Source organism: Cyanobium sp. Alchichica 3B3-8F6 (assembly GCF_024346435.1).
Lineage (GTDB): Bacteria > Cyanobacteriota > Cyanobacteriia > PCC-6307 > Cyanobiaceae > Cyanobium_A.
Map to the genome: position 1 here is coordinate 114,577 of NZ_JAGQCZ010000003.1, position 26,550 is coordinate 141,126.

Consider the following 26,550-nt stretch of genomic DNA (forward strand, 5'->3'; position numbering starts at 1 on the left):
GCTGGGCGCACCTTAAGGGCCGGATCCCTGCCGCACCAGGGGGTCAGCGTCGGTTGTTCAGTTGGAGGGTCGCACTTGGATCCGGGCCGCGGCGCCATCGGCCTTGCGACGGGCTTCCGTTTCACTGCTGCTGCGGGCCAGGGCCACGCCCATGCGCCGCTGGGGCCGGGCTTCGGCCTTGCCGAACAGCAGCACCTGGGTGTCCTCCTCCGCCAGGGCCTCAGCGAGGCCGGCGTAGGTCACCGGGGTGCCAGGCGCTTCGGCCAGGATCACCCGGCTGGCGGCGGGCCCAAGGCTGCGGATGGCCGGGATCGGCAATCCCAGCACCGCCCGCAGGTGCAATTCAAATTCGCTGAGGTTCTGCCCCACCAGGGTCACCAGGCCGGTGTCGTGGGGGCGGGGCGAGAGCTCGGAGAACACCACCTCCAGCTCTCCAGCGGCGGTGCGGCAGAGGAAAAACTCCACGCCGAACAGGCCGGCGCCGCCCAGGTTGTCGGTGACGGCCTGGGCCATCGCCTGCGCGGCCGCCAGGGCTTCGGCGGGCATGGCGGCCGGCTGCCAGCTGCATTGGTAGTCGCCCCTCTCTTGGATGTGGCCGATCGGCGGGCAGAAGAGCGTTGGCCCCGTCCACTGCTTCACGGTGAGCAGGGTGATCTCCAGCTCGAAGTGCAAAAACTCCTCCACGATCACCTGGGACCCCTCCCCCCGGGCGCCGGCCATGGCTGCTTCCCAGGCCGCGGCGATGCCCTCAGGGCCCTGCACCACGCTCTGGCCCTTGCCGGAGGAGCTCATCACCGGCTTGACCACCACCGGCCAACCCAGGGGTGCGGCGGCGGCGGCCAGTTCGGCGGCGCTGTGGGCATAGGCGAAGCGGGCGGTGCGCAGGCCCAGCTGCGTGGCAGCCAGATCGCGAATCCGGTCGCGGTTCATGGTCACCGCTGTGGCCCTGGCGGTAGGGATCACGGTGATGCCCTCGGCCTCCAGTTCGGCCAGGGCATCCACCGCCAGGGCTTCGATCTCCGGGATCACCAGGTTGGGCTTGTGGCGGCGCACCACGGCCTTGAGGGCCTCCGCATCGGTCATGGCGATCACCTCGGTGGCATCGGCCACCTGCATCGCCGGGGCGCCGGCGTAGCGGTCGACGGCAATCACGCGGCAGCCCAGGCGCTGGGCGGCGATGGCCACCTCCTTGCCAAGCTCGCCGCTGCCCAGCAGCATCAGGGTGGTGGGCAGGCAGGTGGGGGCAGGTGAGGGCATGGTCGGTGTCCGGGACGGGTACCGGACAGCAAGATGGAACCGATCTTCCTGCACACCGAGGGCGCACTGATGGGTTGGCTGTTGGATTTGCCCTTGGGTTTCAGCACAGCCGGGGACGCCGCCAACGGGTTGTTGTTCGGCTGGGATATCGCCACCCTGCAGAAGTGGGCCCTGATTTATCTCGGACTCTCCTCGTTGGCCTTTGTGGTGGTGTGGGTGGTGGGTTACCTGCGTCGCAACTAGGGCAGCAGGGTGAGCTGGCGCACGGGCGATTCCTCGTTGATGAAGCCGTAGGCCTCAAACACCGTTGGGTCGCGATGGGTGATGTGCTGGCCATCGCTGTGCCGTTCCAGCTGGAACCCTTCGCTGGCCATGCGCCGCATCAGGGCGGCTGCCTCCTCGAATCGGGAGGCCATGGCCGCGAGGCTGGCGCAGTCGGAGCTGAGGCCGGTGTCCTTCCAGGTGAAGTAGGCCATGGGATCAGGGGCGATGGCAGGGTTCAGGGCAGCAGCACCAAACCCACTCCCACCAGTAGCAGGCTGGCGATCCAGAACCGGATCACCACCACCTGTTCGTTCAGGCCCCCCAGCTCGAAATGGTGGTGCAGCGGCGCCATCCGAAACAGCCGCCGGCCCTGGCCCGTGCTGGGGTTTTTGGTGGCCTTGAACACCCACACCTGCAGGATCACCGAGAGGGATTCGGCCAGGAACACCCCGCCCATCACCAGCAGCGGCCAGAGGCTGTTGGAGAGCAGGGCCACAGCGCTGAGGGCGGCCCCCATCGCCAAGGAGCCGGTGTCGCCCATGAACAGCCGGGCGGGATGGCGGTTGTGGGCCAGAAAGCCCAGCCAGCAGCCGGCCATCGCAGCGCAGAAGCCGGCCAGGGAGGCATCGCCTTCATGGCCGCGCAGCATCAGCTGCAGCCCCAGGCCGGTGAACACCACGGCGCCGCAACCCGCCGCCAGGCCGTCGAGGCCGTCGCTGAGGTTGGTGGCGTTGCTTTCGGCCAGAAATACAAACAATCCCAGCGGCCAGATCAGCACTCCGATCGGCAGCACCCAGCCGAGGGGCAGCGCGATGTCGCCGGGTGAGGCGCCCCCCAGCCACTGACCAGTGGCGGCCCAGACCAAAAACAGCAGGGCCGCTCCCGCCTGGAGCAGCAGTTTGCCCCGGGGGGTGAGACCGGTGTTGGTGCGGCGGGTGAGGCTGCGCCAGTCGTCGATGGCGCCGATGGCCAGATAGGCCAGGGTGACGGCGGCGACGGCCAGCAGCCGTGGATCACTCGGGGTGATCAGGCCACCGACCAGCACCCCCACTGGCACCACCAGCAGCCCACCCATGGTGGGGGTGCCCGCTTTGCTCAGGTGACCCTGGGGTCCCTCGTCGCGGATCACCTGGCCGAGCTTGAGCTCCCGCAGCCGCGGTATCCCCCAGGCCGTGACGCCGGCGCTGATCAGGCCGGCCAGCAGCAGGGGGGGGGTGAGCTGGGCTGCGCGGGCTTGCCAGTCGCACACCACGCAGGCCAGCAGGAGCACCAGGGCCAGCAGGATCGCGCTGACCAGACTGCTGGGCTTGGAGGACGCAAGCAAGGACTTGGGACGACGAGCGTCCCAGTTTCCCTTGTCGGCGCCGTTCGCCCCAGCTTCAATCTTCCCAGTTTTCGTCCTGCTGCTCGTCGTCCTTGTTGTAGTCCTCCTTCTCACCCATCAGCGCCGAGAGCTCTTCCTCTTCCACCGTGCTCACGTCGGTGCTGGCGGTTTCCTCGTCGGCCACCAAGCGTCCACTGGTTTCGAGCCAGCTCAGCAGGTCGGGCTCATCCCGCAGCGGCAGCACTGGGGCCGGCTCGCTGCGCCCGTAGCGGGTCAGTGAAGGGTTGATGGTGTCGAGTCGACTGCTGCCACTGGTCGCGAGTGTGCTCATAGGTGTTGCTGACGACGGGCCCGCTGAAGAAGGCCCAGCTAGACCAATGGATCACCATAGCGTCAGCGTTGAAAATCCCCATGGCACCGATGGTTACCAGCCCGTTGACGGGGGTTTTGCGGCTGTGGTCTCTGGCCCTGGCGATCAGTGCCCTGCTGGCTGCCGCCGGCCAGCGCTGGCCAGCCCCGTTGCCGGTGCAGCCGGCGCTGGTGTGGCTGCTGGTGCTGGTGCCGCCCCTGGTCGTGGGGCTCTGGTTGCTGGCCCGCTGGTCGCTGCCCGACCCCGACAGGGGAGAATCGACCGACTGAGCACATGGAGCGGCGTTGATGGGTCGGGCGAAGAAGGCGGTGCTGGCCTATTCCGGTGGTGTTGACACCAGCGTCTGCATTCCCTACCTGATGCAGGAGTGGGGGGTGGAGGAGGTGATCACCTTCGCCGCCGACCTGGGTCAGGGTGATGAGCTCGAACCGATCCGCCAGAAAGCCCTCGACTCCGGCGCCAGCCAGTCGATTGTGGGCGACCTGATCGAGCCCTTCATCACCGAGTTCGCTTTCCCGGCGATCCGCGCCAATGCTCTGTATGAAGGCCGCTACCCGCTCAGCACAGCCCTGGCCCGGCCGCTGATCGCCCGTCGCCTGGTGGAGATCGCCCGCGAGGTGGGCGCCGATGCGGTGGCCCACGGCTGCACTGGCAAGGGCAACGACCAGGTGCGTTTCGATGTGGCCATCGGCGCCCTGGCGCCTGATCTGAAGGTGCTCACCCCGGCGCGCGAGTGGGGCATGAGCCGCGAGGAAACAATCGCCTATGGCGAGCGCTGCGGGATTCCCTCGCCGGTGAGCAAGAAGTCGCCCTATTCGATCGACCTCAACCTGCTGGGTCGCTCGATCGAGGCCGGCCCCCTGGAGGATCCCAACGTGGAGCCGCCCGAGGAGATCTACGCCATGACCCGCTCGGTGGACGACGCCCCGGCGGTGCCCCAGGTGGTGGAGATCGGCTTTGAGCAGGGCAATCCGGTGAGCATCGACGGCGTGCGCCTCGATCCGGTGAGCCTGATCCGCCGCGCCAACGCCCTGGCTGGCAGCCACGGCTTTGGCCGGCTCGACATGATTGAGAACCGGGTGGTGGGCATCAAGAGCCGCGAGATCTACGAAACTCCGGGGTTGCTGCTGTTGATCAGGGCCCACCAGGAGCTCGAGAGCCTCACCCTGGCGGCCGACGTGCTGCGCAGCAAGCGACAGCTGGAGCAGCAGTGGGCCGATCTGGTGTACCAGGGCCTTTGGTATGGCCCGCTCAAGGACGCCATCGATGGTTTCATCGAGCGCACCCAGGCGGTGGTGAACGGCAGCGTGCGGATCAAGTTGCACAAGGGCAACGCCACCGTGGTGGGTCGCAGCAGCGCCAGCAACAGCCTTTACGTGCCCGATATGGCCACCTACGACGCCGGTGATCAGTTCGACCATCGGGCTGCCGAAGGCTTCATCTACGTGTGGGGCCTGCCCACCCGCCTTTGGGCGGCCAACCAGCGTCAGCGTTAGGCCGCTCGGTTGCTGTTCAGTCCAAAGGCATGCCGCAGGGCTTGGCGCATCCGCGGCCGCTCCTGTTGACGGGGCATCAGCAGCGGTTGACGCCCTGAATCCCTGGCCGGTTGCAGCTGAAGCAGGTGCTGGCGCAGGGTGGCGTTGTCCTCGAGCAGCCGTTGCTGCTGCTCCAACTTGGGTTGCAGGCGCTGCCGGAATTTGTCTTCAAACAGGGCAGGCAGCTCTTCAAGCAGCGTTTGCATCGCCTGAAGCTCCTCACGGGTCTTGGCGAGTTCCTGTTCCAGCGCCTCCCGGCGTTCCTGCTGCTGATGCCATGAAAAAACCGAAGGGACAGAAGACTGCCACTTCGGTGGAGGAGGGATCAGGGGGCCGGCACCATGCTCAGCAGCCGATGTTGTGGTCGGCTCTGCCTGCAAATTCGATTCAGATGGACTGCAATCCGACTCCATGGATGGAGGTTACGGTCACGCCCGGCTTTGCACAAGCAGGGTTGGATGCCCTGCGGTCAAACCGCGGCCGGTTCCATGGGGGCGGCTTCGCTGACGGCGCCAGGCAGGGTGCGTGGGGCCGGCATGGGGCCGTCCTGTTTGACGGTGAGGTAGCGGATCACATCTTCCGACAGGCGCATGGCGCGCTCGAGGGGTGCCACCTGCTGGCCGTCGCCATTGTGGTTGAGCTGCACGTAGATGCCTTCGCGGTGCTTGGCGATCGAATAGGCGAGACGGCGCTTGCCGCGCATCTGACAATCGAGCACTTCTCCACCGGATTCAGTCACCAGGTCGCGGTACTTGGCGACATGGGTTTCTACCTCTTCCTCCGGAATGTCCGGACGAAGGATGTACATGGACTCGTAATAGGGCTGCGTCATGGTCGCTTTGAAGGTGTCGCCTCAGGGTTTGGGGCAGCGGCCAGCGGGCAGGCGCCCACCAGCGACGGATCAACCACCCTACAGCTGCATCCGCACTGCCTCAGAGAGGCTGGGGATGTCGGCGTCCTTGCCCCGTAGGTTCTGGATCATCGCGAACAGCACCAGCACCAGGATGCCGATGAACACAGTGTTGCTGAGGGTTTTGCCGACGAAATCCAGGGCGCCCAGCTGCAGCACCTGGAAGGCCAGGGTGACCAGCACCACCACGATGTCGATCAGGATCGCCTGCAGCACGTTGAAGCGGATCAGGTAGGGCACCTGGCTGTTGCGCACCACCGCCAGGAACAGCACCAGGAACAGCACCAGGCCGCCAAAGGGCACGACCTGCTCCAGCAGTGCCACCGGCAGCACCGGCACCCCCAGCCACTGCAGCGCCGGAAACAGGCCAAACAGGGCGCGGCCAAAGGGGAAGGCGTCGCTCCAGGGCAGCAGGTAGGCCAGGGCGGCCAGTAGCCGTTGCCAGATCGGTGGAGCCTGCATCGCTTGGACCTTGCCGCGGCCCCAAGGCTAAGGGCGGCTGTTGCCGCCGCCGAGCTGGGCCAGAGCTGCGGCTCGCATGGCGGCCACGGGCACCGTTTCAAGGCCGCTCCACAGGCGCAGGGCGGCTGCTCCCTGCTGCACCAGCATCTCCAGTCCATCGAGGCTTTGGCAGCCCCGGGCGCTGGCCGCCTGCAGCAGGGCCGTGGGCCGCGGCGTGTAGATCAGGTCGTAGACGGTGCTGCCGGGCCGGAGTGTCTCCAGCTCGGCCAGCGTGAGTGGGCTCTGCTGGGCCGCCTCTGGGTTGGTGGCTGATGCCATGCCCACCGGTGTGGTGTTGACCACCAGATCAGCCTGGGCCAGGGCGTGTTGGAGGCTTTCGGTTTGTGAATCCCAGGCCAGCCCCTGCACCTGCGGCGCCCAGCTGCGGCAGGGGCTCAGCAGGCCCTCCAGGCGGGCGCTGCTGCGGCCGGCCACCGTGATGGCGCCGCAGCCCAGCTCCACCAGGGCGGCCACCACGGCCCGGGCGCTGCCGCCGCAGCCCAGCACCACGGCCCGCCGGCCGTGCCAGGAGCTGCCGCTGGCTCGCAGGGGGGCCAGGAAGCCCGTCACATCGGTGTTATCCCCCAGCCAGCCGCCCTCGGGGTGCCTCACCAGGGTGTTCACCGCCCCCACCCGCTCGGCCAGGGGAGAAAGGCTGCGACACAGCCGGGCCACGGCCTGCTTGTGGGGCAGGGTGACGTTGAGGCCGCGGCAATCCAGGGCCTCCAGCCCCCGCACCACCGTTTCCAGCTCCTCCGCCGGCGCGGGCAGCGCCAGGTAAACCCAGTCGAGGCCCAGCTCCGCCAGGGCGGCGTTGTGCATTGCCGGCGAGAGCGAATGGCGCACCGGATCCCCAAGAACTCCAGCCAGAGCGGTGTGTCCGGAGATCGGCGTGGGCATGGACGAAAGCGTTGGCGGCAGGGGCTGTTCGGGAACCACACCTCGCCTGGGAAGGCCCCAGCTGCTGAAGATGCATCCAGTCCGATTCATTCACCGTAAGGAGGTGGTAACCCATGGGCAAGGTCGTCGGTATTGACCTCGGCACCACGAACAGCTGCGTCGCCGTGATGGAGGGCGGCAAGCCCACGGTGATCGCCAACGCTGAAGGGTTCCGCACAACCCCCTCGGTGGTGGCCTACACCAAAAACCAGGATCAGCTGGTGGGCCAGATCGCCAAGCGCCAGGCGGTGATGAACCCCGAAAACACCTTTTATTCGGTGAAGCGCTTCATCGGCCGTCGCGTTGATGAGGTGAACGAAGAGTCGAAAGAGGTGAGCTATGGCGTGGAGAAGGCCGGCGCCAATGTGAAGGTGAAGTGCCCGGTGCTGAACAAGCAGTTCGCCCCCGAGGAAGTGAGCGCCCAGGTGCTGCGCAAGCTGGCCGAAGATGCCGGCAAGTACCTCGGTGAAACGGTCACCCAGGCGGTGATCACCGTGCCCGCCTACTTCAACGACTCCCAGCGACAGGCCACCAAGGACGCCGGCAAGATCGCCGGCCTTGAGGTGCTGCGCATCATCAACGAGCCCACGGCGGCGGCTCTGGCCTACGGCCTCGACCGCAAGAGCAACGAGCGCATCCTGGTGTTCGACCTGGGCGGCGGCACCTTCGACGTGTCGGTGCTGGAGGTGGGCGATGGCGTGTTTGAGGTGCTCTCCACCTCCGGGGACACCCACCTGGGCGGCGACGACTTCGACAAGGTGATCGTGGATCACCTGGCCGACAGCTTCAAGGCCAACGAGGGCATTGACCTGCGCCAGGACAAGCAAGCCCTGCAGCGCCTCACCGAGGCTGCCGAGAAGGCCAAGATCGAGCTCTCCAGTGCCACCCAGAGCGAGATCAACCTGCCGTTCATCACGGCAACCCCTGAAGGTCCCAAGCACCTCGACCTCACCCTCACCCGGGCCAAGTTTGAAGAGCTGGCCTCCAAACTTATTGATCGATGCAGGGTGCCGGTGGAGCAGGCCCTCAAGGACGCCAAGCTCTCCTCCGGCGAGCTCGATGAGATCGTCATGGTGGGTGGCTCCACCCGCATCCCGGCAGTGCTGGAGCTGGTCAAGCGCGTCACCGGCAAGGACCCCAACCAGACCGTTAACCCCGACGAAGTGGTGGCCGTGGGCGCCGCCATTCAGGGCGGTGTGCTGGCCGGTGAGGTGAAGGACATCCTGCTGCTCGATGTCACCCCGCTCTCCCTCGGTGTGGAGACCCTGGGCGGTGTGATGACCAAGATGATCACCCGCAACACCACGATTCCCACCAAGAAAACGGAGACCTACTCCACGGCGGTGGACGGCCAGACCAACGTGGAGATCCACGTGCTTCAGGGCGAACGCGAAATGGCCAGCGACAACAAGTCCCTCGGCACCTTCCGCCTCGACGGCATTCCCCCTGCCCCCCGCGGCGTGCCGCAGATCGAAGTCACCTTCGACATCGACGCCAACGGCATCCTCAGCGTGACCGCCAAGGACAAGGGCAGCGGCAAGGAGCAGAGCATCTCCATCACCGGTGCTTCCACCCTCAGTGAAAACGAGGTGGAGAAGATGGTGAAGGACGCGGAAACCAACTCCGCGGTCGATAAGGAGAAGCGCGAGAAAATCGACCTCAAGAACCAGGCCGAAACCCTTGTCTACCAGGCTGAGAAGCAACTCGGCGAACTGGGCGACAAGGTGGGCGCTGAGGACAAAGCCAAGGTGGAGGCGTTGTCCGTCAAGCTCAAGGAGGCGATTGAGAAGGACGACTTCGACACCATGAAGTCGGAACTCGAAACCCTGCAGCAGGCCCTTTATGCCGCCGGTGCTGCCGTGTATCAGCAGGCTGCGGGTGCTGAAGCCGGCGGCGCTGCTCCCGGAGGCAACGGTGCGGGCGCCGAGGCGGGCAGCGGTTCCGCCAGCGACGACGTGATCGACGCCGAGTTCACTGAGAGCAAGTGACCCAGAGCCCTGGTTTCAGGCGCCCACGCCGGCCAGGGCCGCTTTCACCTTGGTGACCACCGGCGCGGGCAGGGGGATGTAGCCGAGGGCCGGAGCCTGCTGCTGGGCCGCGGCACTGAGGGCGTAGTTGAAGGTGCTCTGCAGGGCGGGCAGCTTGGCGCCGTTGCCGGTCTTGTAGAGCAGCACCCAGGTGAAGGTGACGATCGGGTAGCCGGCGCTGGGGTTGGGATCGCTGCCGGTGAGGTCAGCCCCCAGGTTGATCGTGGCCAGCGCCTCGCTGGCGCTGGCGGCATCAGGCAGGGCGTAGGCGCCCGAGCGGTTGGCGATCGCGGCCGCTTGGAGCACGCCCCGTACATAGGCTGCTTCCACGTAGCCGAGGCTGCCCTTGGTTTGCAGCAGGCTGGCGGCGACGCCCTCATTGCCCTTGGCGCCCACACCGGTGGGCCAGTTCACCGATTTGCCGACGCCGGGGCCCTGCTTCCAGCCGGGGCTGAAGGCGGCCAGGGAGTTGGTGAAGTTGTAGGTGGTGCCGGAGCCGTCGGAGCGCACCACCACCTGGATCGGCTGGTTGGCGCAGCCCAGCTGCTGGAAGTTTTTGATCTTGCCTTCAAAGATCTGCACCAGCTGGGTCTGGCTGAGCTTGAGGTTGCAGCCGGGCAGGTTGTAAGCCACGGCAATGGCGCCGGCGGTAAGGGGCAGTTGCACCACCCCGCGCTTGATGGCGGCGGCTTCGCTGGCCTCCAGGGGTTTGTCGCTGGCGGCGAAATCCACGGTGCCCGCTTGGAACTGGCGCACGCCAGCCCCTGAGCCCACCGACTGGTAATTGACGCGGATCTTTTCCTGGTTGGCCAGATCGGCAAACCAGCGCTGGTAGAGACCCGCCGGGAAACTGGCTCCGGCGGCCTGGAGCGTCGGGCCGTTGCCACCGCAGCTGCTCAGGCTGACCACAGCCGCCACGCCGAAGACGGCCCCGGTGAGCGCGGTGGGGCGAAAGCGGGCGACGGCCATGGAGAGAGCGATCGAAACGGGTTGGTGGCAGTGGCTGAGGCGCCACGCCGGCAGGTTAGGGCTCCAGTTGATCGGCCACCCACTCCGCCGTGGCCGGGGCCAGCAGCACGCCGTTGCGGTAGTGGCCACTGGCCAGCAGCAGGCCCGGTTCCAGCTGGGCGAGCAGTGGGGCGGGTTGGCCGATCGGATGGCTTCGGTGGCCTTGCCAGCGCCGGATGACCGCGGCCTGCTCGAGCCAGGCGGGGGCCGCGCCGCCCAACGCGCGCAGGTGGGCCAGGGCGGCTGGATCGGCCTGATCGCCGGGCTCCAGGGTTGCCCCCAGCCACAGCCGCCCGCTGCCAGGATCGCCGGTGTTGGTTTGTGGCACCAGGTTGACTCCTTGCCACACCACGGCTCCGGGCCAGGGCCCAGGCGTGTCCCAGCTGGTGGGGGCTGCCAGCTCCAGTTCCAGCGCCTGGCCCAGCACCGGCTCCTGGGGCTGGTTGTGGCCGAGGGATGCGAGTAGGCCCGCACTGGCCACCCCGGCACTCACCACCACCGCATCGGCCCGCAGGGTCTGGCCGCCGCTGGTGTGCACCGTCCAGCCGCCGGCATGCCGTTCCAGCTGCTCGGCGCGATCGCAGATCGGCTGCAGGCCCAACCGCAGCCCGTCTGCCAGCAGGGCAGCCATGGCTGTGGCCGGATCCAGTTGGCCGTCGGCGGGGGAATAGAGGCCGCCCACGGCCCCTGCCGGCAGGGCCGGTGCCAGGGCGTCGAGCTGGGTTTGGCCCCAGAGCTCCAAGGGCAGGCCCTGACGCTGGCGGCTGGCCACCAGGCGTTGCTGGCGCTCCAGATCGTCGGCGCCGCTGGCCAACAGCAGCAGCCCCGGTCGCCAGGCCAGTGGCCAGCCCTGGGCTCCCAGCTGCTGGCGCCAGTCGCCCCAGAGGCTCAGGCTGCGCTGGCGCAGGCGCCAGCCGCGGCCGCTACTGCGGTGAAACACCTGGGCCATCAGCACCCCCAGGGCCGCCCAGCTGCCGGAGTTGGGATCTGGGCTGCCGTTCAGGCCGGGATCGAGCAGCTGCACCTGGTGGCCGCGCTGCTGGAGCTGCCAGGCACAGGCTCGACCCACAAGGCCAGCTCCCACAACCACGACCGATCGGGGTGGGCGGATCCGGCCGCCCGGCGCGATCAAACGATCAAACCTGCTTCAGGTCTTCCTGCACCTGGGCGGGCAGCACCTGGGCATACAGGCCAAAGCCGCTGGCCACCTTGATGTAGGCCTTGCGCAGCTTGTCGCCGTCCTGGAGACGGGCGGCTTCATCGAGCTGGGCCAGGGCGGTTTTGAGAGCGGCCGCGCGCTGTTCAGCCTCGGGGCGGTCGGCGGGAAGCAGACGCTGGTTGATGTAACTCATTTCGCGGCCCACCTCCTGCATGGGGCCGTGGATCAGGTTGGCGGTGAACACCCAGTTGCGCTCATTCACCAGGGCGGCCAGTTCGGGCAGGCGGTTGCGGGCGGCCAGGAAGCCCTCGGCTTGCCGCTCGATTAGGGCCATATCCTCCGGGCTGATGGTTGGGGCCTTTTTGCTTTGGCCGCCGTCGCAGGCCGTGAGGCCCAGACAGAGCACTGCTGCGAGCGCGATCACGACAAAGCGGCGCAACTGCTGGGCGAGCGCAGCGGTCGCCGCAGAGATCACCGCAGGGATCCGTGCAGAAGCCATCACCATCACCAACACCTGATTCGTGGGGCTGAGTGTATCGGTGCCCCCTGGCCCAAAGCCCCTCTCTGTAGCCCCTCGCAACCTGTTTGCGACACCTCGGGGTGCTACGTCTGCAGTTGACGTCGCGCGCGGCCATGTCTGCACCCACCGCCATCCTTCAGGTGATCTGCCCGGATCGCCCCGCCCTGGTGAGCGAGCTCTCGGGCTGGGTGGCGGCCAACGGCGGCAACATCCTCCATGCCGACCACCACACCGATCTGGGCGCCGGCCTGTTTCTCAGCCGGATCGAGTGGGCGCTGGAGGGCTTTGGGTTGCCGCGGGAGGCGATTGCGCCAGCGGTGGCGGCCCTGGCCGAGCGCCTGGGCGGCGAGGGCCAGGTGCACTTCTCCGATGAGCTGCCGCGGGTGGCGATCTTCGTGAGCAAGCAGGACCACTGCCTGGTGGATCTGCTCTGGCGCACCCGCGCCGGCGAGCTGCCGATGACTGTGCCGCTGGTGGTGTCGAACCACCCCGACCTGCGCGCGGTGGCCGAGGGTTTCGGCGCCACCTACGTGCATCTGCCGGTGAGTGCTGGCAGCAAAGACGAGGCCGAGCAGGCCCAGCTTCAGCTCCTGGTCGAGCACCAGATCGAGCTGGTGGTGCTGGCCAAGTACATGCAGGTGCTCAGCCCGGGGTTTCTGGCCCGCTTCCGCGGCGAGGGCATGCAGGGGCACCAGGTGATCAACATCCACCACTCCTTCCTGCCGGCCTTCAAGGGCGCCCAGCCGTATCACCGTGCCTGGGAGCGGGGCGTGAAGCTGATCGGTGCCACCGCCCACTACGTGACCGAAGAGCTCGACGGCGGCCCGATCATCGAGCAGGCCACGGTGCATGTGAGCCACCGCGACGATGTGGACGACCTGATCCGCAAGGGCCGCGATTGCGAGCGCCTGGCTCTCGCAAGGGCCCTGCGGTTGCACCTCTGCCGTCAGGTGATGGTCTATCGCGGGCGGACGGCGGTGTTTGATTGAGGCTTGGGTCGGGCTTCAGCGCGATTCGCCCAGGGCTTCGCTGCGGTGTTTGGCCAGGGTGGCTGTCGGTAGGGGGCCTTCCAGGTGCACCCAGGGCAAGACGCGATCTTGATTCCAGGTGATGTGGATCACGTCGTCCCAGGGAGGTGGAGCTTCGGGTCCGGAGCGGCTGGTCTCCACCGCGGCCCGGTAGGCCTGCTTCCAGCCCCCCAGGCTTTCGTGACGGCCCCTGGCGGCGGCGATCACCGGGGCCAGGCGCCGGTCGCTGCGCGATAGCAGTGCCTGGATCACGCTCCAGCCGTAGCTTTCAGGGCGCAGCTCGATGCCCTTGGGCTTGAGCCGCTTGGCCAGCAGCTTCAGGCGCTTGTCGGCCTCGGGCCGCACCCCCTGCCACTGGAACGGCGTGTGGGCCTTGGGCACGAAGCTGCTCACGCCCAGGGAGAGCCGCAGCCCCGGCGTTGCTTTTTTCAGGGCCAGCAGCAGTTCGGCGGTGGCCACCACATCCGTGTCTTCCTCGGTGGGCAACCCCACCATTCCGTAGAGCTTCAGGCCGGTGAGGCCGCCTTCTTTGGCGTAGCAGGCGGCGGCGTAGATCTCTTCGGTGGCGAGCTTCTTGTTCACCACCTGGCGCATCCGTTCGCTGCCGCTCTCAATGGCGATCGTGAGCGACTTGCTGCCCCGCTTGGCCAGGATCCGTCCCAGCTCGGGCGTCACCGTGGCGGCCCGCACTGAGCTCACGCTCACCCGGGTGCCTTCGAAGCGATCCTGATCCAGCCAGGCCAGCAGGTCGGCAAATTGGGGGTGCTGGGTCACCGAGGCCCCCAGCAGGCCCAGCCGCTGGGTGGCGGTGAGCCCCTTCTCTACCGCAGGGATCAGGCCGTCATCGAGGCTGGGGGTGCGGAAGGGCAGGGTGAGGTAGCTGGCCAGGCAGAAGCGGCACAGCTCCGGGCAGCTGCGCACCACTTCCACCAAGTGGATCGAGGGCCAGGCCGCCTCCGGGGTGATCACGGCCGAATGGCTGAGGGTGTTGCCGCGCCAGGTTTGCTTGGCCACCGTGGCTGGGATGCCCGGTTCGATCGGTTCTACGGCCAGCAGTTGGCCTTCGCTGGAGTAGCGAGGGGCGTAGAGGCTGGGCACGTACACGCCCGGCACTTGGGCCAGCTGCCGCAGCCGTTCGGCCCTCGGGGCGCCGCGGTGCTGTTGCAGCGCATCCACAAAGGCGGGCAGCAGCAGTTCGCCATCGCCCAGCAGCACCACATCGAAGAAGGGTGCCAGGGGCTCGGGGTTGGCCGTGAGCACGGGGCCACCGCCGAACACGATCGGGTCGCTGTCGCCCCGTTCGCTGGCCCAGATCGGAATGCGCTGCTGCTCTAGCAGATCCAGCAGCACCGGGCCGTCGAGCTCCCAGCTCAGTGACAGGCCAAAGAGATCACAGATCCGGTGCGGCGGGTCGCCCTGGTCGGTGAATAGGCGGCGCACATCCACGTCGGCTCGTTGCGCCAGGGTGGCCCAAACCACCTGGTAGCCCAGGCTGGTGATGCCCACCGTGTAGGTGCTGGGAAAGGCCAGCACCGCCTTGAGAGCACCGGCCTCAGGTTGGGCGGGCTCAAACAGCAGGGTTTCCTGGTTCAGGTGAGACGCCGGACGGGGACCTCCAGCGTCTCACCCAACAGTTCACACCTCCGCCAGCACCTTCGCTTCGTCCTCGGAGCTCACCACCCGGCCCTGGTCTTCGAAGCCCTCGATCTGGTCGAAGTTGAGGTAGCGGTAAAGCTCCGCGCCGTAGGGATCGATCTTCTCGGCCGCGATGGCCAGGTACTCGGTTTTGGTGGGGATGCGGCCCAGCTGGGCGCACACCGCCGCCAGTTCGGCGCTGCCCAAGTACACCTGGGCACCATTGCCGAGTCGGTTGTTGAAGTTGCGGGTGCTGGTGGAGAACACGGTGGTGTTGTCGTCCACCCGGGCCTGGTTGCCCATGCATAGGGAGCAGCCGGGCATTTCCATGCGGGAGCCGGCAGCCTCGAAGATGGCGGTGTAGCCCTCTTTCTTCAGCATCTCCTCGTCCATGCGGGTGGGCGGGCACACCCAGAGGCGGGCGGCGTTCTCGCCCTGGCCCTTGAGCACGTTGGCGGCGGCGCGGTAGTGGCCGATGTTGGTCATGCAGGAGCCGATGAACACCTCATCGATGGGAGCCCCCGCCACCTCGCTCAAGGTTTTCACGTTGTCGGGGTCGTTGGGGCAGGCCAGGATCGGCTCGCTGATCGCATCCAGATCGATCTCGATCACCGCCGCATACTCGGCATCGGCGTCGGCCTCGAGCAGCACCGGATCGGCCAACCAGGCCTCCATCGCCTGGATGCGGCGGGCCAGGGTGCGGGAATCGCCGTAGCCGCGGGCGATCATGTTTTTCAGCAGTGCCACGTTGCTGCGCAGGTATTCGCTCACCGTGTCCACCGAGAGCTTGATGGTGCTGCCGGCGCAGGAGCGCTCTGCCGTGGCGTCGGTGAGTTCAAAGGCTTGCTCGAGCTTGAGATCGGGCAACCCCTCGATCTCCATGATCCGGCCGTTGAACACGTTCTGCTTGCCCTCCTTGGCCACCGTGAGCAGCCCCTGCTGAATGGCCACATAGGGGATGGCGTTCACCACATCGCGCAGGGTCACGCCTGGCTGCAGCTTCCCTGTGAATTTCACCAGCACCGATTCGGGCATGTCCAGCGGCATGGCGCCGATGGCGGCGGCGAAGGCCACCAGGCCGGAGCCGGCCGGGAAGCTGATGCCCAGGGGGAAGCGGGTGTGGCTGTCGCCGCCGGTGCCCACCGTGTCGGGCAGCAGCATGCGGTTGAGCCAGCTGTGGATGATGCCGTCGCCGGGGCGCAGGGCCACTCCGCCGCGCGAGGCCATGAAGTCGGGCAGTTCGGCGTGGGTCTTGAGGTCCACCGGCTTGGGATAGGCGGCGGTGTGGCAGAAGCTCTGCATCACCAGATCCGCGGAGAAGCCCAGGCAGGCCAGCTCCTTCATCTCATCGCGGGTCATCGGCCCGGTGGTGTCCTGGGAGCCCACGGTGGTCATCAGCGGCTCGCAGCTGGTGCCGGGGCGCACGCCCGCCAGGCCGCAGGCCTTGCCCACCATCTTCTGGGCCAGGGTGAAGCCCTTGCCGGTGTCAGTCGGGGCCACCGGCCGAATGAACAGATCGCTGGCGGCCAGCCCCAGCTGGGCGCGCACTTTGTCGGTGAGGGAGCGGCCGATCAGCAGGGGGATGCGGCCGCCGGCGCGCACCTCGTCGGTGATCGTGCTCGGCTTGAGCTCGAAGCGGGCCACGATCTCCCCGGCTCCCGGTTCCCCGGCGGCGCGCTCGATCGTGCCGGCGTAGGGGCGGATCGTGATCACATCGCCGCTGTTGAGGGCGCTCACGTCGCATTCGATCGGCAGGGCGCCGGAGTCTTCGGCGGTGTTGAAGAAGATCGGCGCGATCTTGCCGCCCAGCACCACGCCGCCGCCGCGCTTGTTGGGCACGTGGGGGATGTCGGTGCCGGTGTGCCACAGCACCGAGTTGATCGCGGATTTGCGGGAGCTCCCCGTGCCCACCACATCGCCCACATAGGCCACCGGGTGGCCCTTGGTTTTGAGCTCCTTGATCAGCTCGAGGCCGCCGGGCATGCGGGTTTCCAGCATCGCTGTGGCGTGCTGGGGGATGTCGGGGCGGGTGGTGGCGTGGGTGGCGGGGGAGAGGTCGTCGGTGTTGGTTTCGCCCTCCACCTTGAACACCGTCACGGTGATCTCAGCTGGCAGCTCGGGCTTGGCGGTGAACCACTCGGCGGCAGCCCAGCTGTCGATGACGCGCTTGGCGTAAACGTTGGTTTCCGCCAGCTCCAGTACATCTTGATACGCGTCGTAGACGAGCAGGGTGCGGCTCAGACCTGTGGCGGCCGCCTCGGCGATGGCGGCATCGGCGCTGGCTAGCAGTGCGATCAGGGCGCCCACGTTGTAGCCGCCGATCATCGTGGCCAGCAGGCGCACGGCCTCCACGGGGCTCACCAGGGGGCTGATGGTTTTGGCCTGGGCCACGGCGCTGAGCCAATCGGCTTTCACATAGGCCGCTTCATCCACGCCGGGGGGGATGCGCTCACTCAGCAGGTGCAGCAAGAAGGATTCCTCGCCGGCGGGCGGGGCCTGCAGCAGCTCGGTGAGGGCCGCGGTCTGCTCAGCGCTGAGCGGCAGGGCCGGAATGCCCAGGGCCTCGCGCTCGGCCGCGGCGGCGCGGTAGCTGGAGAGGAAGCTGGCTGCAGACATGCCCGATCGCGTCAATCTGATATCCATTGTTCTTGGCGGCCGGTCCAGCGTTTGGTCGCAATCGCTGCTGACTAGGGTGGAAACCCCTGCGCGGCGCCGTTTCCACGGCATCAGGCCCATGACCACCACCACCACCTCCGACCTGCATGTGGTGGAAACACGGCCGCTGGTACCCCCGGCGCTGTTGCATCGCGAATTGCCGATTACGGAGCGCTCGGCGGCCACCGTGCAGCAGGCCCGCCAGCGGACTCAGGCGATCCTGCATGGCCGTGATTCCCGGCTGTTGGTGATCGTCGGGCCCTGTTCGGTGCACGACGTGGCGGCGGCCAAGGAGTACGCCACGGCCATTGCTGCGGCCCAAGAGCGCTTCCAGGATGCGCTCGAGATCGTGATGCGGGTGTACTTCGAGAAGCCCCGCACCACCGTGGGCTGGAAGGGGTTGATCAACGACCCCCATCTCGATGGCAGCTACGACATCAACACGGGCCTGCGGCTAGCCCGCGGCCTGCTGCTGCACCTGGCGGAGATGGGTCTGCCGGCGGCCACCGAGTTGCTCGATCCGGTTGTGCCCCAGTACATCGCCGATCTGATCAGCTGGACCGCCATCGGCGCCCGCACCACCGAGAGCCAGACCCACAGGGAGATGGCCTCGGGTCTGTCAATGCCGATTGGTTTCAAGAACGGCACTGACGGCAGTGCCATCACCGCGGTCAATGCCATGGAGGCCGCGGCCCGGCCCCATCACTTTCTCGGCATCAATGGGGAGGGCCAAGCCGCGATCGTCACCACCACCGGCAATCCGGATGGCCACCTGGTGCTGCGGGGCGGCAAGCGGGGCACCAACTACCACCCTGAGGCCGTGGAGGAAGCCGCTGCGGAGCTGGCCAAGGCGGGCCTGCCCCCCCGGGTGATGGTGGATTGCAGCCACGGCAACTCCAACAAGGATTACTGCCGTCAGGGCGAGGTGGCGGTTCAGGTTGCGGAGCAACTGCGCGCGGGTTCCACCCACGTGATGGGGGTGATGCTCGAGAGCCATCTGGTGGCGGGCAACCAGAAGATCCCCACCGATCTTGCCCAGCTCACCTACGGCCAGAGCATCACCGATGCCTGCATCGATCTGGCCACCACCGAGTCGGTGCTCGACACGTTGGCCGAAGCGGTGCGGCAGTCCCAGGCGGCCCGCCCCCTGCTGCTCAGCTGAGCCGTGCCCACAACCAGCCAGCCGCCAAGGGCACGGTGAAGTTGTCGAGGCCCAGCACGGCTGCCTGCTCCAGCAGCACCGCCGCGGCGGCGATGGCCAGCAAGGCGCCCAGCGCCGGTTGGGGCAGCCCTGCCGCCTGGGCCAGTTGGCGCACCACCAGCAGCATCGCCAGGCTGCCCAGGGCCATGGCCGTGGTGCCCACCACTGATTTGCGCTGACCCCAGATGTGCCAGCTCGGGGAGGCCACCAGCGGCCCCACCAATCCGGCCAGGCCGTCCCCCACGGCCATCACCAGAACGCCCGCTGCGACTGCAGCCGGTTGCTGCGGCCAGAACAGCAGCAACAGCAGGGTGATCGAGGCCCCGTAGGCGATGGTGCCGTAGCTGGCGCGGCCGACATCTTCAATGGCAGGCAGCAGCCGGAAGCGGTGGTTGAGTGCGGCCAGCAGGGTGATCACGCCTGCCGCCGGCACCGCGATCAGGCGGTCGATGCCCAGGGCCCAGGCGATCGGCACCACGGCTCCGGTGCCGATGTGCACCAGCTTGCGGCTCCATTCCCGCTGGCCGTTCCAGCGGCGGCGCACCTGCAGCGCGGCCATCACCAGCAGGGCCAGCCAGCTGGTGATGGCCGCAACACCCAGCAGCTGCTGCGGCCATCCGCCCACCATCGGCTCAGGCGGCCTGCTGAACGTTGCTCATCAGCCGCAATTTCATGATCGCTTTGGCTTCCAGTTGTCGCACCCGCTCCCGTGACACGTTGATCAGTCGGCCGATCTCCGCCAGGGTGAGGGGCTCCGATCCCTCCAGCCCAAACCGCAGCTTGAGGATTTTCTGCTCTCGGTCATTCAGCTGCGAGAGCCAGGCGCCCAAGTGCTCCTTCTGAATGTGCCGGTCCATCGAGTCCATGTGCTCGTTGCTGGCCGGATCGGCGATCAGTTCGCCCAGGGTGCTGCGATCTTCATCGCCGCGGGCGTGGGCATCCAGGGAGGCGCAGGGGGCGCTCTGGGCCATCAGCTCCTCGAGGTCCTGGGGAGCCATGTCCATGGCATGGGACAGCTCCAGTCGGTTGGGCTGGCGCCCGAGCCGGTGGGAGAGCTCCCGGCTGATGCGCCGCATCTTCGAGAGCTTTTCGCTGATGTGAATCGGCAGGCGGATCGTGCGGGCACTGTTGTCGATGGCACGGGTCATCCCCTGGCGGATCCACCAGTAGGCGTAGGTCGAAAACTTGTAGCCCATGGCCGGGTCGAACTTGTCGACGGCACGCTCCAGGCCGATCGCCCCCTCCTGCACCAGATCGAGCAGTTCCAAGCCCTGGTTTTGATACTTTTTGGCCACGCTCACCACCAGGCGCAGGTTGGCCGCCATCATTCGATCGCGGGCCCGCTGGGCCATCCGCAGTTGGCGCTTGTGTTTGGGCGTGATCTCTTCGGCGGGCAGTTCTTGCAGCCGTTTACCGGCCTGCACATGGTGGGCCAGCTCGATTTCTTCGGCGGCCGTGAGCAGGGGCACACGACCGATGGTGCTCAGATACCAACCAATTGAATCGGCACTGAGACGACCGCCTGCCCGGGACCCGGTTGCGCGCACCTTTGGCAGTTTCGTTGCTGAAAGCTTCGAGCCGTTGTTGTCAACAACAGCTGAAGCGGATTGCAAAGGCGTCCCCACACCCAAGCCTCCGTATTGGATTTGGCCGGAATGTAGCACTGCAACGCACGCTGCAACGGTTTGATTTGGAAGAATTCCTGTATGGATTGCTGCCGATTAACACGGATGCCTGTGCTTTTGCGGCATCAGTTGGCGGCTGCCAAGCCGCCTCGCCAGCGACGCACCATCAACTGTTGAGCGAGGCTTGGTTCACCAGCATGCTGTCGCTGACTGAAATGTCCCTGGCTGTCCATGTGCCAGGCACCCGTGTCCTGAAGGTAGAGATCGATCACCTGTTCAAGCTGATGCCGCAGCCGCGGATCTTCGATGGGAGCGACGGCTTCCACCCGCCGGTCCAGGTTGCGAGACATCCAGTCGGCGCTACCGATGAACAATTCAGGTTCGCCGCCATTGGCAAACCAGAACAGGCGTGAGTGTTCGAGGAAGCGGCCGATCACACTCACCACGCTGATGTTGTCGCTGATCCCTTCCAGGTTGGGCCGCACGCTGCACATGCCCCGCACCACCAGTTCGATCGTCACCCCCGCTTGGGAGGCTTCGTAGAGCAGGGCGATGATCGCCGGATCGACCAGGGCATTCATCTTGGCCCTGATGTGGCCGCCGCGGCCTGCCTGGGCGTGCTCGATCTCGCGGCGGATCAGGCCCTCCATGCGGTTGCGCAGGGTGACCGGCGCCACCAACAGCCGGCGGAAACTCTGTTGTTTGGAGAAGCCGGTGAGGTAGTTGAACAGCTCAACCAGATCGGCGCCGAATTCCGGCCTTGCGGTGAGCAGGCCAATGTCGGTGTAGAGGCTGGAGGTTTTGGAGTTGTAGTTGCCGGTGCCGATGTGCACGTAGCTGTTGAGACGCTCCTTTTCCTTGCGCACCACCAGCAGGATTTTGGTGTGGGTTTTCAGGCCCAGCACGCCATACACCACGTGCACGCCTGAAGCCTCCAGCTGCTTGGCCCACTGGATGTTGTTGTCTTCGTCGAAGCGGGCCTTCAGTTCCACCAGGGCCATCACCTGCTTGCCGTTTTCGGCGGCCCGGATCAGGGCCCCCACCACAGGCGAATCCTTGGAAGTGCGGTAGAGGGTCATCTTGATGGCCAACACCGAGGGGTCGTCGGCGGCCTGGTTGAGGAATTCCTCCACGGAGGTGGAAAACAGGTCGTAGGGGTGATGCAGCAGCACATCGCCGCGGCGGATCACCGAAAAGATGCTTTCAAACTCCTCGGCCTTGATCGAGCCGTCTTCGAGTTGGCCCTTCTGGGTGCGCGCCAGGGCTGGCGTGGTGCGGCCCTTGTGGGGTTTTTCCTTGAGCTGGGGCAAGGGGATGGCCAACAGGCTCATCAAGTCGTCGAGGCCCAGGGGGCCGTTGATCCGGTAGACGTCTTCGGCTTCCACGGCGGTGCCCTCCATCAGCAGCTGCACCACCGCTTCGGGCATCTCATCGGCCACCTCCAGGCGCACCACTTCGCCGCCGCGGCGGCGTTTGCGCAGGCCCTCCTCCAGGGCCTCCATCAGGTCGTCGGCCTCGAGGTCGCGCAGTTCGAGGTCGGCATCGCGGGTGACACGGAAGAAGAAGTGCCCCTCCACGTGCATGCCCGGAAACAGCAGGCCCAGGTTGAAGGCCACCACCTGCTCGAGCGGTACGGCCGTGTACACGGGCTCGGGTTGTTTGCCGCTGAGGTTGGGCGGGATCTGGACGATGCGGGGCAGGTTTTTCTGCGGCACCTTGACCCGGGCGAATTCCTGTTGGCCAGAGTCGGGGTCGCGCACCAGGGCGGCCACGTTGAGGCTCAGGTTGCTGATGAACGGGAAGGGGTGGGAGGGATCCACCGCCAGGGGGGTCAGGACTGGAAAGATGGCGTTCTGGAAATAGCTGTCCAGCCACTCACGTTGATCGCCGTTGAGGTTGGCGTAGTCGATCAGGTGAACGCCGTAGTCGGCGAGATGGGTTTTGAGTGAGTGGCGGTAGTGCTTCTGCTGCATCTCCAGCAGCGGCCGCAGCTTGGCGCGAATCGCCTGGAGCTGTTGCTGGGCGGTGAGGCCGTCGTCGCTGAGGGTGCTGACGCCCGCTTCAATTTGCGACTTCAGCGAAGCCACCCGCACCATGAAGAATTCATCGAGGTTGTTGCTGAAGATGGCGCTGAATTTCGCCTGCTCCAGCAGCGGGGTGTGCTCGTCGAGGGCCTGGGCCAACACCCGGGAGTTGAACTCCAGCCAGCTGAGCTCGCGGTTGATGTAGAGCTCCGGAGCGACCTGCGCGTCAGCCTTTGATTCCGCCATGCCAACCCGCCCCTGATGAGGCGCAACGTAGCAATTTCAACCGTCTGAGCTGTGTATTCCAGCTTCCATCCCCACTGCCGACCGGCCCGGTAGGCCGCCGGCCACCAGCAGGGCCACGCCCACCAGCAGGATGATGCCCAGCCAGAAGGGGCTCTGCCGCCCTGTGGTTTCGTAGGCCAGGCCCGCCAGTGGTGGGCCGAGGAAGCTGCCCAGGCTCTGCAGCCCCTGCAGGCTGCCCAAGGCGGCACCCTGGCCCTCGCTGTCGAGCCGCCGGGACACCAAGCTGCGCAGGCAGGGGGTGACCAGGCCGGTGCCCAGCGCCAGGATCGCCACGGCGCTGAACACCACCGGCTGGGCATTGGCGCGGGTGGCCATCGGGATCAGCAGGCAGCCGGCGATGACAAAGCCAAGGCCGGCCAGGGTGAGCCGCCATTCGCCGAAGCGTTTCACCAGCGGTCCGATCAGCCCCCCCTGCACCACCGTGGCCACCACGCCCACCACGAGAAAGGCCGCCGCCGCCAGCCCGGGCCCCCAGTTGAAGGCCTGCTTGAAATACAGCACCAGCACGGCCGTGAAGCCGTTGAAGGCCAGAAAGAACAGGAAGAAGGCCACGCACAGGCGCCGCACCTGGGGGTTGGTGAACACCCGCTGCAGCGCGGCGAACGGGTTGAGATCCCGTTTGCGCGGCATCGCTCGGCGGGCTTCCAGCGGGTGGGTTTCCGGCAGCACGGTGAGCACCAGCACCAGGTTGAGCATGGCGATGGCAACCGCCACCAGCAGCGGCAGGGTGACGTTCAGGCGGCTGAGCAGGCCACCGAGGGCCGGGCCGAGGATGAAGCCCAGGCCGAAGGCCACGCCGATCAGGCCGAAGGCCTTGGCTCGCTTTTCCGGCGGCGAGATGTCGGCCAGCACGGCGCTCGCGGTTGCGGCGGTGCCGCCGCTCACCCCGTCGATCAGCCGGGCCCCGAACAGCAGCGCCAGGGGCAGCCCGGCAGCCTGGGCCGCGGGCCACAGGGTGGCCCAGGGCAGGCTGATGGTGAGGGCAAACAGGGCCAGGCCCAGCACCGAGCCCGCCACGCAGACACTGATCACCGGTTTGCGGCCGAAGCGGTCGCTGAGGGCGCCGATCAGGGGCGTGAAGGCGAACTGGGCGATGGCATAACTGCCCGCCAGCAGACCCAGCACGCGGCCGTCATTGGTGAAGCCCGCCAGCAGAAACGGCAGCAGCGGGAACACGATCGACTCCCCCAGCCGGTCATTGAGCAGCGTCAGAAAGGCGCAGAAGAAGGTGGAGGGGCGGGAGAGCGACAAGAGGGGAGCGACCGGGTGCGTGTGGGGCTGGTGTGCGGGATGGAGCGGTGCCGGCGGCGGGGGCTGGCGCTCAGGGGGCCTTGATCTGCGGGCAGGGGTTGGGGCCAAACATGCCGCTCAGTTTCTGGCTGCCCATCGCATAGATCTGCTGGGCCTGGGCTGGGTTGCCCTGGGCGCCCTGCAGCTTGCTTGCAAACTCCTGGCAGGCTTGAGCCTGCTGGGGATTCGTGGGCTGGATGGTGGTCGCAGCCGCGGGGGTGGCCGGTGCTGGAGTGGGCGCTGCCGCCGGGGCAGTAGCTGTGGGGGCGGGGATGTCGCCGCAGGGGTTTTCGCCGAAGGTTTCCACCAGCTTCAGCACCCCCTGCTGATACACCAGTTGGGCCTGCTGGGCATTGCCGGAGGCGGCCTGGAGCTTGCCGGCGAACTCCTGGCAGGCCTTGCGTTCCTGGGCCCGGCGCAGCAGCGGGCCTGCCTGGGTTTCCGGTGCGGCGAGCAGACCTAGACCGGCGGCCAGCAGCAGCGACAGGGCTGCGGTGGCTGGGCGGGCGGTCATGGCGTGGGCTCAGGGACCCTCACGTTATTGGGCGAGCCACTGCTGCAGCTGTCATCTGCGGTTCATGCTTGGGTGTCGGTTGCAAGGCGGCCATGGCTGCATCGGAGTTGACTCCCCTCCAGCTCAGCCACCTCAACAGCCGCGGTGAGGCGCACATGGTGGATGTGGCGGCCAAGCCGGCCACGCTGCGCCAGGCCGTTGCCGAAGGTTTTCTTGCCCTGGCTCCGGAGGCCCTGGCGCTGGTGCGCGAGGGGAGGGCCGGCAAGGGCGACGTGTTGGCGGTGGCGCGGGTGGCGGCGATCCAAGCGGCCAAGCGCACCGCCGAATTGATCCCGCTTTGCCACCCGCTGCCGCTCAGTTGCCTGGAGGTGGTGATCGCCGAGGCGCCGTTGCCGGATGGTTCGGCTGTGGGCCTGCGCTGTGAGGCCACGGCGGGCACCACCGGCCCCACCGGCGTGGAGATGGAAGCCCTCACCGCCGTGCAGGTGGGCCTGCTCACCCTCTACGACATGCTCAAGAGCGCCGACCGGGCGATGACGATCGGGCCGGTGCGGCTGGTGCGCAAATCCGGAGGGCGCGGGGGGGATTGGGTGCGCCCTGGGGGTCAGGACGATGGCTGATGGGCCTGCCACGGAGCCCTATGGCCGCGAGGGCTTGCCGCTGGATCAGGCCCGCGCCTTGATCCTCGAGCAGCTCCAGCCCCTCGCCGCGAGCGAATCCCTCGCCCTCAGCCACGCCCTGGGCCGCACCACGGCGGCGGCGGTGATCGCCCCTGCTGCAGTGCCGGGGTTTCGCGCTTCGGTCATGGATGGCTACGCCATTGCTGGATCGGATCCACCACCGTTGGGTTGCTCTTGGCGTCTTGTGGGGGTCTCCGCGGCTGGGGCGCCCTATGGGCCGGTGCTGCGGACGGGAGAAGCGGTGCGCATTCTCACTGGTGCGGTGGTGCCCGAGGGCAGTGATCGGGTGCTGCCCCAGGAGTTGGTGGCGGTGGATGGCGATCGGCTGGAGTTGCTGGAGCCCGGCGGCGCCAATGCCTGGATTCGCCAACCCACCGAGGAGGCGGCTGCGGGCCAGGAGCTTGTGCCAGCAGGACAGCGGCTAGGTGTTGCCGATCTCGGCCGCCTGGCCAGTTGCGGCGTGCAGCAGCTGCAGGTGACGCGCCGGCCGCGGATCGGCTTGCTGATCAGCGGCGATGAGCTGCTGCCGCCGGGGGTGGCGCGGGGGCCGGGGCAGATCTGGGAGAGCAACTCGGTGCTGCTCAGCGCTTTGCTCCAGCGGCTCGGTTACGCCGTTGCCGATCAGCGGGTGGTCGTCGACCAGCCGGAGCCGTTGCGGCTGGCATTGCGGGAGTTGGCGGCGGGCTGTGATGTGGTGGTGAGCACCGGCGGCGTGTCGGCTGGCGACAGCGACTGGATCCGCCCCTTGGTGGCGGAGCTGGGTCAGGTGAGTTTTTGGAAACTGTTTCTCAAGCCCGGCCGGCCCTTCGCCTGGGGCCAGGTGGCGGGAGTGCCCTTCTTTGGCTTGCCGGGCAACCCGGTGGCGGCGGCGATCACGGCGCTTCAGCTGCTGTGGCCGGCCTTGCAAAGGCTGGAGGGAGCGGAGATCCAACTGTTGCCGCGCCTGAAGGTGCGCTTGGAGGCGGCGCTGCGGCGCGGGGCTGGCCGGCCGGAGCTGGCTCGGGCCCGGCTGGTGGTGGCCGCCGACGGGGGCTTGTGGGCCCGGGTGGAAGGGTCGCAGGCCTCCTCACGCATCGGCTCGCTGCAGGGGGCCGATCTGCTGCTGGAGATCCCGGCGGAGCTGGGCGCCCTGGAGGCCGGCACGGAGCTGTGGGCGCAGTTGTTGCGGTTGCCGGTGCTGTGAAGCGTGCGGTTGTTCGTATGCTTTGAAAGCCGCTCAACCGTGCGATGGAAATCCTCTCGGCCAATGCGTTGAAGACTGCGGGGGTGGGGGCGATCACGCGAGCGCTGGAGCACGAGCGCGAAGCAGGCGTCTCGGTGCGTGGCCGCTTGCGTTATGTGGTGATGGAGGCCGAGGAGTTTCAGCGCTTGCGGGATCTGGAGCTGGAACTGGCCCTCTTGGAGACGCGGAACGACGTGGCGGCCGGACGTTGCATCGCAGAATCCGTAGAGGCCCACCTGCAGCGGCTGGATGCCCTGGCGGCTGAGCTGCCTTGAGTTGGACGCTCCTGTTCACCGAGCGGTACAACCGCAGAGCCGCGCGTTTCCTGCGTCGCCATCCTGAGTTGCGGGATGCGTACCGCAAGACGCTGTTGCTGTTGGAGGTCAATCCAGGTCACCCGTCCTTGCGCCTGCATGCCCTGAAGGGACGCTTGAGCGGGCTGCATTCCGTGTCGATCAACATCAGCTACAGGATCACGTTGGAGTTGTTGATCGAAGGCCAGCGTCTGATTCCGATTGACATCGGCAGCCATGACACGGTGTATCGGGGCTGAAGG

General features: G+C 67.2%; 28 protein-coding genes. 10 read left to right on the top strand and 18 right to left on the bottom strand.

The window, feature by feature from the left end:
• Positions 1-57: 57 nt before the first annotated feature.
• Positions 58-1,257: a formate-dependent phosphoribosylglycinamide formyltransferase gene (purT, locus tag KBY65_RS03845; protein WP_255000584.1), complete on the bottom strand. Its 1,200-nt coding sequence runs from the start codon at positions 1,255-1,257 to the stop codon at positions 58-60.
• 69 nt (positions 1,258-1,326) lie between these two features.
• On the opposite strand from purT, the gene KBY65_RS03850 reads away from it, so the two are divergent.
• Positions 1,327-1,500 (top strand): cytochrome B6, encoded by a 174-nt coding sequence (locus KBY65_RS03850; protein WP_198953804.1) that lies wholly within the window; start codon positions 1,327-1,329, stop codon positions 1,498-1,500.
• Here the strand turns inward: KBY65_RS03850 and KBY65_RS03855 are convergent.
• The 3 genes from KBY65_RS03855 to KBY65_RS03865 are packed head-to-tail and all read right to left on the bottom strand — an operon-like array spanning position 1,497 to position 3,176.
• Positions 1,497-1,733, bottom strand: a complete 237-nt coding sequence (locus KBY65_RS03855) for a hypothetical protein (RefSeq protein ID WP_254988282.1) — start codon at positions 1,731-1,733, stop codon at positions 1,497-1,499. The two genes, KBY65_RS03850 and KBY65_RS03855, sit on opposite strands and share 4 nt — an antisense overlap.
• A gap of 23 nt (positions 1,734-1,756) precedes the next feature.
• Entirely contained in the window at positions 1,757-2,845 is a 1,089-nt protein-coding gene (gene mraY, locus KBY65_RS03860; protein WP_255000585.1) for a phospho-N-acetylmuramoyl-pentapeptide-transferase, read from the bottom strand.
• 55 nt (positions 2,846-2,900) lie between these two features.
• Positions 2,901-3,176, bottom strand: coding sequence for a DUF3134 domain-containing protein (locus tag KBY65_RS03865; protein ID WP_094558945.1), 276 nt, complete (start codon positions 3,174-3,176; stop codon positions 2,901-2,903).
• An 80-nt stretch (positions 3,177-3,256) separates the two neighbouring features.
• Between KBY65_RS03865 and KBY65_RS03870 the strand changes: the two genes are divergently transcribed.
• Together KBY65_RS03870 and KBY65_RS03875 are read left to right on the top strand one after the other, a co-directional pair.
• Positions 3,257-3,484 carry a hypothetical protein gene (locus KBY65_RS03870; RefSeq protein ID WP_255000586.1) on the top strand — a complete coding sequence of 76 codons (228 nt, stop codon included), beginning with the start codon at positions 3,257-3,259 and terminating at the stop codon, positions 3,482-3,484.
• A gap of 18 nt (positions 3,485-3,502) precedes the next feature.
• Positions 3,503-4,711 (top strand): argininosuccinate synthase, encoded by a 1,209-nt coding sequence (locus KBY65_RS03875; protein ID WP_254988285.1) that lies wholly within the window; start codon positions 3,503-3,505, stop codon positions 4,709-4,711.
• Here KBY65_RS03875 and KBY65_RS03880 read toward each other — a convergent pair.
• The 4 genes from KBY65_RS03880 to KBY65_RS03895 all read right to left on the bottom strand — a co-directional run bounded on the left by KBY65_RS03880 (position 4,708) and on the right by KBY65_RS03895 (position 7,061).
• On the bottom strand, positions 4,708-4,956 hold the full coding sequence (locus tag KBY65_RS03880; protein ID WP_094558943.1) for a hypothetical protein: 249 nt from the start codon (positions 4,954-4,956) through the stop codon (positions 4,708-4,710). The genes KBY65_RS03875 and KBY65_RS03880 overlap by 4 nt on opposite strands.
• 263 nt (positions 4,957-5,219) lie before the next feature.
• Positions 5,220-5,582, bottom strand: coding sequence for a 30S ribosomal protein S6 (rpsF, locus tag KBY65_RS03885; protein ID WP_255000587.1), 363 nt, complete (start codon positions 5,580-5,582; stop codon positions 5,220-5,222).
• Between the two features lie 78 nt (positions 5,583-5,660).
• On the bottom strand, positions 5,661-6,122 hold the full coding sequence (locus tag KBY65_RS03890; protein ID WP_094558941.1) for a Tic20 family protein: 462 nt from the start codon (positions 6,120-6,122) through the stop codon (positions 5,661-5,663).
• Positions 6,123-6,149: 27 nt separating this feature from the next.
• Complete coding sequence (locus tag KBY65_RS03895; protein ID WP_255000588.1) at positions 6,150-7,061, bottom strand: shikimate dehydrogenase; 912 nt, start codon at positions 7,059-7,061, stop codon at positions 6,150-6,152.
• 113 nt (positions 7,062-7,174) lie between these two features.
• Here KBY65_RS03895 and dnaK point away from each other — a divergent pair, with 113 nt between their 5' ends.
• Positions 7,175-9,088, top strand: a complete 1,914-nt coding sequence (gene dnaK, locus KBY65_RS03900; protein WP_254988290.1) for a molecular chaperone DnaK — start codon at positions 7,175-7,177, stop codon at positions 9,086-9,088.
• A 15-nt stretch (positions 9,089-9,103) separates the two neighbouring features.
• Here the strand turns inward: dnaK and pstS are convergent, their stop codons facing one another.
• The 3 genes from pstS to psbQ are packed head-to-tail and all read right to left on the bottom strand — an operon-like array spanning position 9,104 to position 11,793.
• Positions 9,104-10,096 carry a phosphate ABC transporter substrate-binding protein PstS gene (gene pstS / locus KBY65_RS03905; RefSeq protein ID WP_094558938.1) on the bottom strand — a complete coding sequence of 331 codons (993 nt, stop codon included), beginning with the start codon at positions 10,094-10,096 and terminating at the stop codon, positions 9,104-9,106.
• A gap of 55 nt (positions 10,097-10,151) precedes the next feature.
• Positions 10,152-11,219 (bottom strand): NAD(P)/FAD-dependent oxidoreductase, encoded by a 1,068-nt coding sequence (locus tag KBY65_RS03910; RefSeq protein ID WP_255000589.1) that lies wholly within the window; start codon positions 11,217-11,219, stop codon positions 10,152-10,154.
• A 52-nt stretch (positions 11,220-11,271) separates the two neighbouring features.
• Positions 11,272-11,793: a photosystem II protein PsbQ gene (gene psbQ / locus KBY65_RS03915; RefSeq protein ID WP_255000590.1), complete on the bottom strand. Its 522-nt coding sequence runs from the start codon at positions 11,791-11,793 to the stop codon at positions 11,272-11,274.
• A gap of 134 nt (positions 11,794-11,927) precedes the next feature.
• Here psbQ and purU point away from each other — a divergent pair, with 134 nt between their 5' ends.
• Positions 11,928-12,803, top strand: coding sequence for a formyltetrahydrofolate deformylase (gene purU / locus KBY65_RS03920; RefSeq protein WP_255000591.1), 876 nt, complete (start codon positions 11,928-11,930; stop codon positions 12,801-12,803).
• A gap of 15 nt (positions 12,804-12,818) precedes the next feature.
• Here the strand turns inward: purU and KBY65_RS03925 are convergent, their stop codons facing one another.
• The gene (locus KBY65_RS03925) at positions 12,819-14,375 is read right to left on the bottom strand and encodes a B12-binding domain-containing radical SAM protein (RefSeq protein WP_254988293.1); all 1,557 of its coding nucleotides are present in this window, start codon (positions 14,373-14,375) and stop codon (positions 12,819-12,821) included.
• Between the two features lie 102 nt (positions 14,376-14,477).
• On the bottom strand, positions 14,478-17,093 hold the full coding sequence (acnB, locus tag KBY65_RS03930) for a bifunctional aconitate hydratase 2/2-methylisocitrate dehydratase (protein WP_255000592.1): 2,616 nt from the start codon (positions 17,091-17,093) through the stop codon (positions 14,478-14,480).
• A gap of 118 nt (positions 17,094-17,211) precedes the next feature.
• Here acnB and KBY65_RS03935 point away from each other — a divergent pair, with 118 nt between their 5' ends.
• Positions 17,212-18,294: a 3-deoxy-7-phosphoheptulonate synthase gene (locus tag KBY65_RS03935; RefSeq protein ID WP_255000593.1), complete on the top strand. Its 1,083-nt coding sequence runs from the start codon at positions 17,212-17,214 to the stop codon at positions 18,292-18,294.
• On the opposite strand, the gene KBY65_RS03940 is transcribed toward KBY65_RS03935, so the two are convergent.
• The 5 genes from KBY65_RS03940 to KBY65_RS03960 form a co-directional block, all read right to left on the bottom strand.
• Positions 18,287-18,961: a diacylglycerol/polyprenol kinase family protein gene (locus KBY65_RS03940; protein ID WP_255000594.1), complete on the bottom strand. Its 675-nt coding sequence runs from the start codon at positions 18,959-18,961 to the stop codon at positions 18,287-18,289. The two genes, KBY65_RS03935 and KBY65_RS03940, sit on opposite strands and share 8 nt — an antisense overlap.
• Before the next feature lie 4 nt (positions 18,962-18,965).
• Complete coding sequence (locus KBY65_RS03945; protein ID WP_409996618.1) at positions 18,966-19,880, bottom strand: sigma-70 family RNA polymerase sigma factor; 915 nt, start codon at positions 19,878-19,880, stop codon at positions 18,966-18,968.
• Between the two features lie 203 nt (positions 19,881-20,083).
• Positions 20,084-22,228 (bottom strand): polyphosphate kinase 1, encoded by a 2,145-nt coding sequence (ppk1, locus tag KBY65_RS03950; RefSeq protein ID WP_255000595.1) that lies wholly within the window; start codon positions 22,226-22,228, stop codon positions 20,084-20,086.
• Positions 22,229-22,264: 36 nt separating this feature from the next.
• On the bottom strand, positions 22,265-23,539 hold the full coding sequence (locus tag KBY65_RS03955) for an MFS transporter (RefSeq protein ID WP_255000596.1): 1,275 nt from the start codon (positions 23,537-23,539) through the stop codon (positions 22,265-22,267).
• A 70-nt stretch (positions 23,540-23,609) separates the two neighbouring features.
• Positions 23,610-24,092 carry a hypothetical protein gene (locus tag KBY65_RS03960; protein ID WP_094558930.1) on the bottom strand — a complete coding sequence of 161 codons (483 nt, stop codon included), beginning with the start codon at positions 24,090-24,092 and terminating at the stop codon, positions 23,610-23,612.
• A gap of 107 nt (positions 24,093-24,199) precedes the next feature.
• Between KBY65_RS03960 and moaC the strand changes: the two genes are divergently transcribed.
• Genes moaC through KBY65_RS03980 form a run of 4 tightly spaced genes read left to right on the top strand, consistent with a single transcriptional unit; the run spans position 24,200 to position 26,547 of the window.
• On the top strand, positions 24,200-24,712 hold the full coding sequence (moaC, locus tag KBY65_RS03965) for a cyclic pyranopterin monophosphate synthase MoaC (protein ID WP_255000597.1): 513 nt from the start codon (positions 24,200-24,202) through the stop codon (positions 24,710-24,712).
• Positions 24,705-25,955, top strand: coding sequence for a molybdopterin molybdotransferase MoeA (locus KBY65_RS03970; RefSeq protein ID WP_255000598.1), 1,251 nt, complete (start codon positions 24,705-24,707; stop codon positions 25,953-25,955). The genes moaC and KBY65_RS03970 overlap by 8 nt, the downstream gene beginning before the upstream one ends.
• Before the next feature lie 44 nt (positions 25,956-25,999).
• Positions 26,000-26,269, top strand: a complete 270-nt coding sequence (locus tag KBY65_RS03975; RefSeq protein ID WP_094558927.1) for a prevent-host-death protein — start codon at positions 26,000-26,002, stop codon at positions 26,267-26,269.
• Positions 26,266-26,547 (top strand): type II toxin-antitoxin system YafQ family toxin, encoded by a 282-nt coding sequence (locus KBY65_RS03980; RefSeq protein WP_094558926.1) that lies wholly within the window; start codon positions 26,266-26,268, stop codon positions 26,545-26,547. The genes KBY65_RS03975 and KBY65_RS03980 overlap by 4 nt, the downstream gene beginning before the upstream one ends.
• The last annotated feature ends 3 nt before the right edge of the window (positions 26,548-26,550 follow it).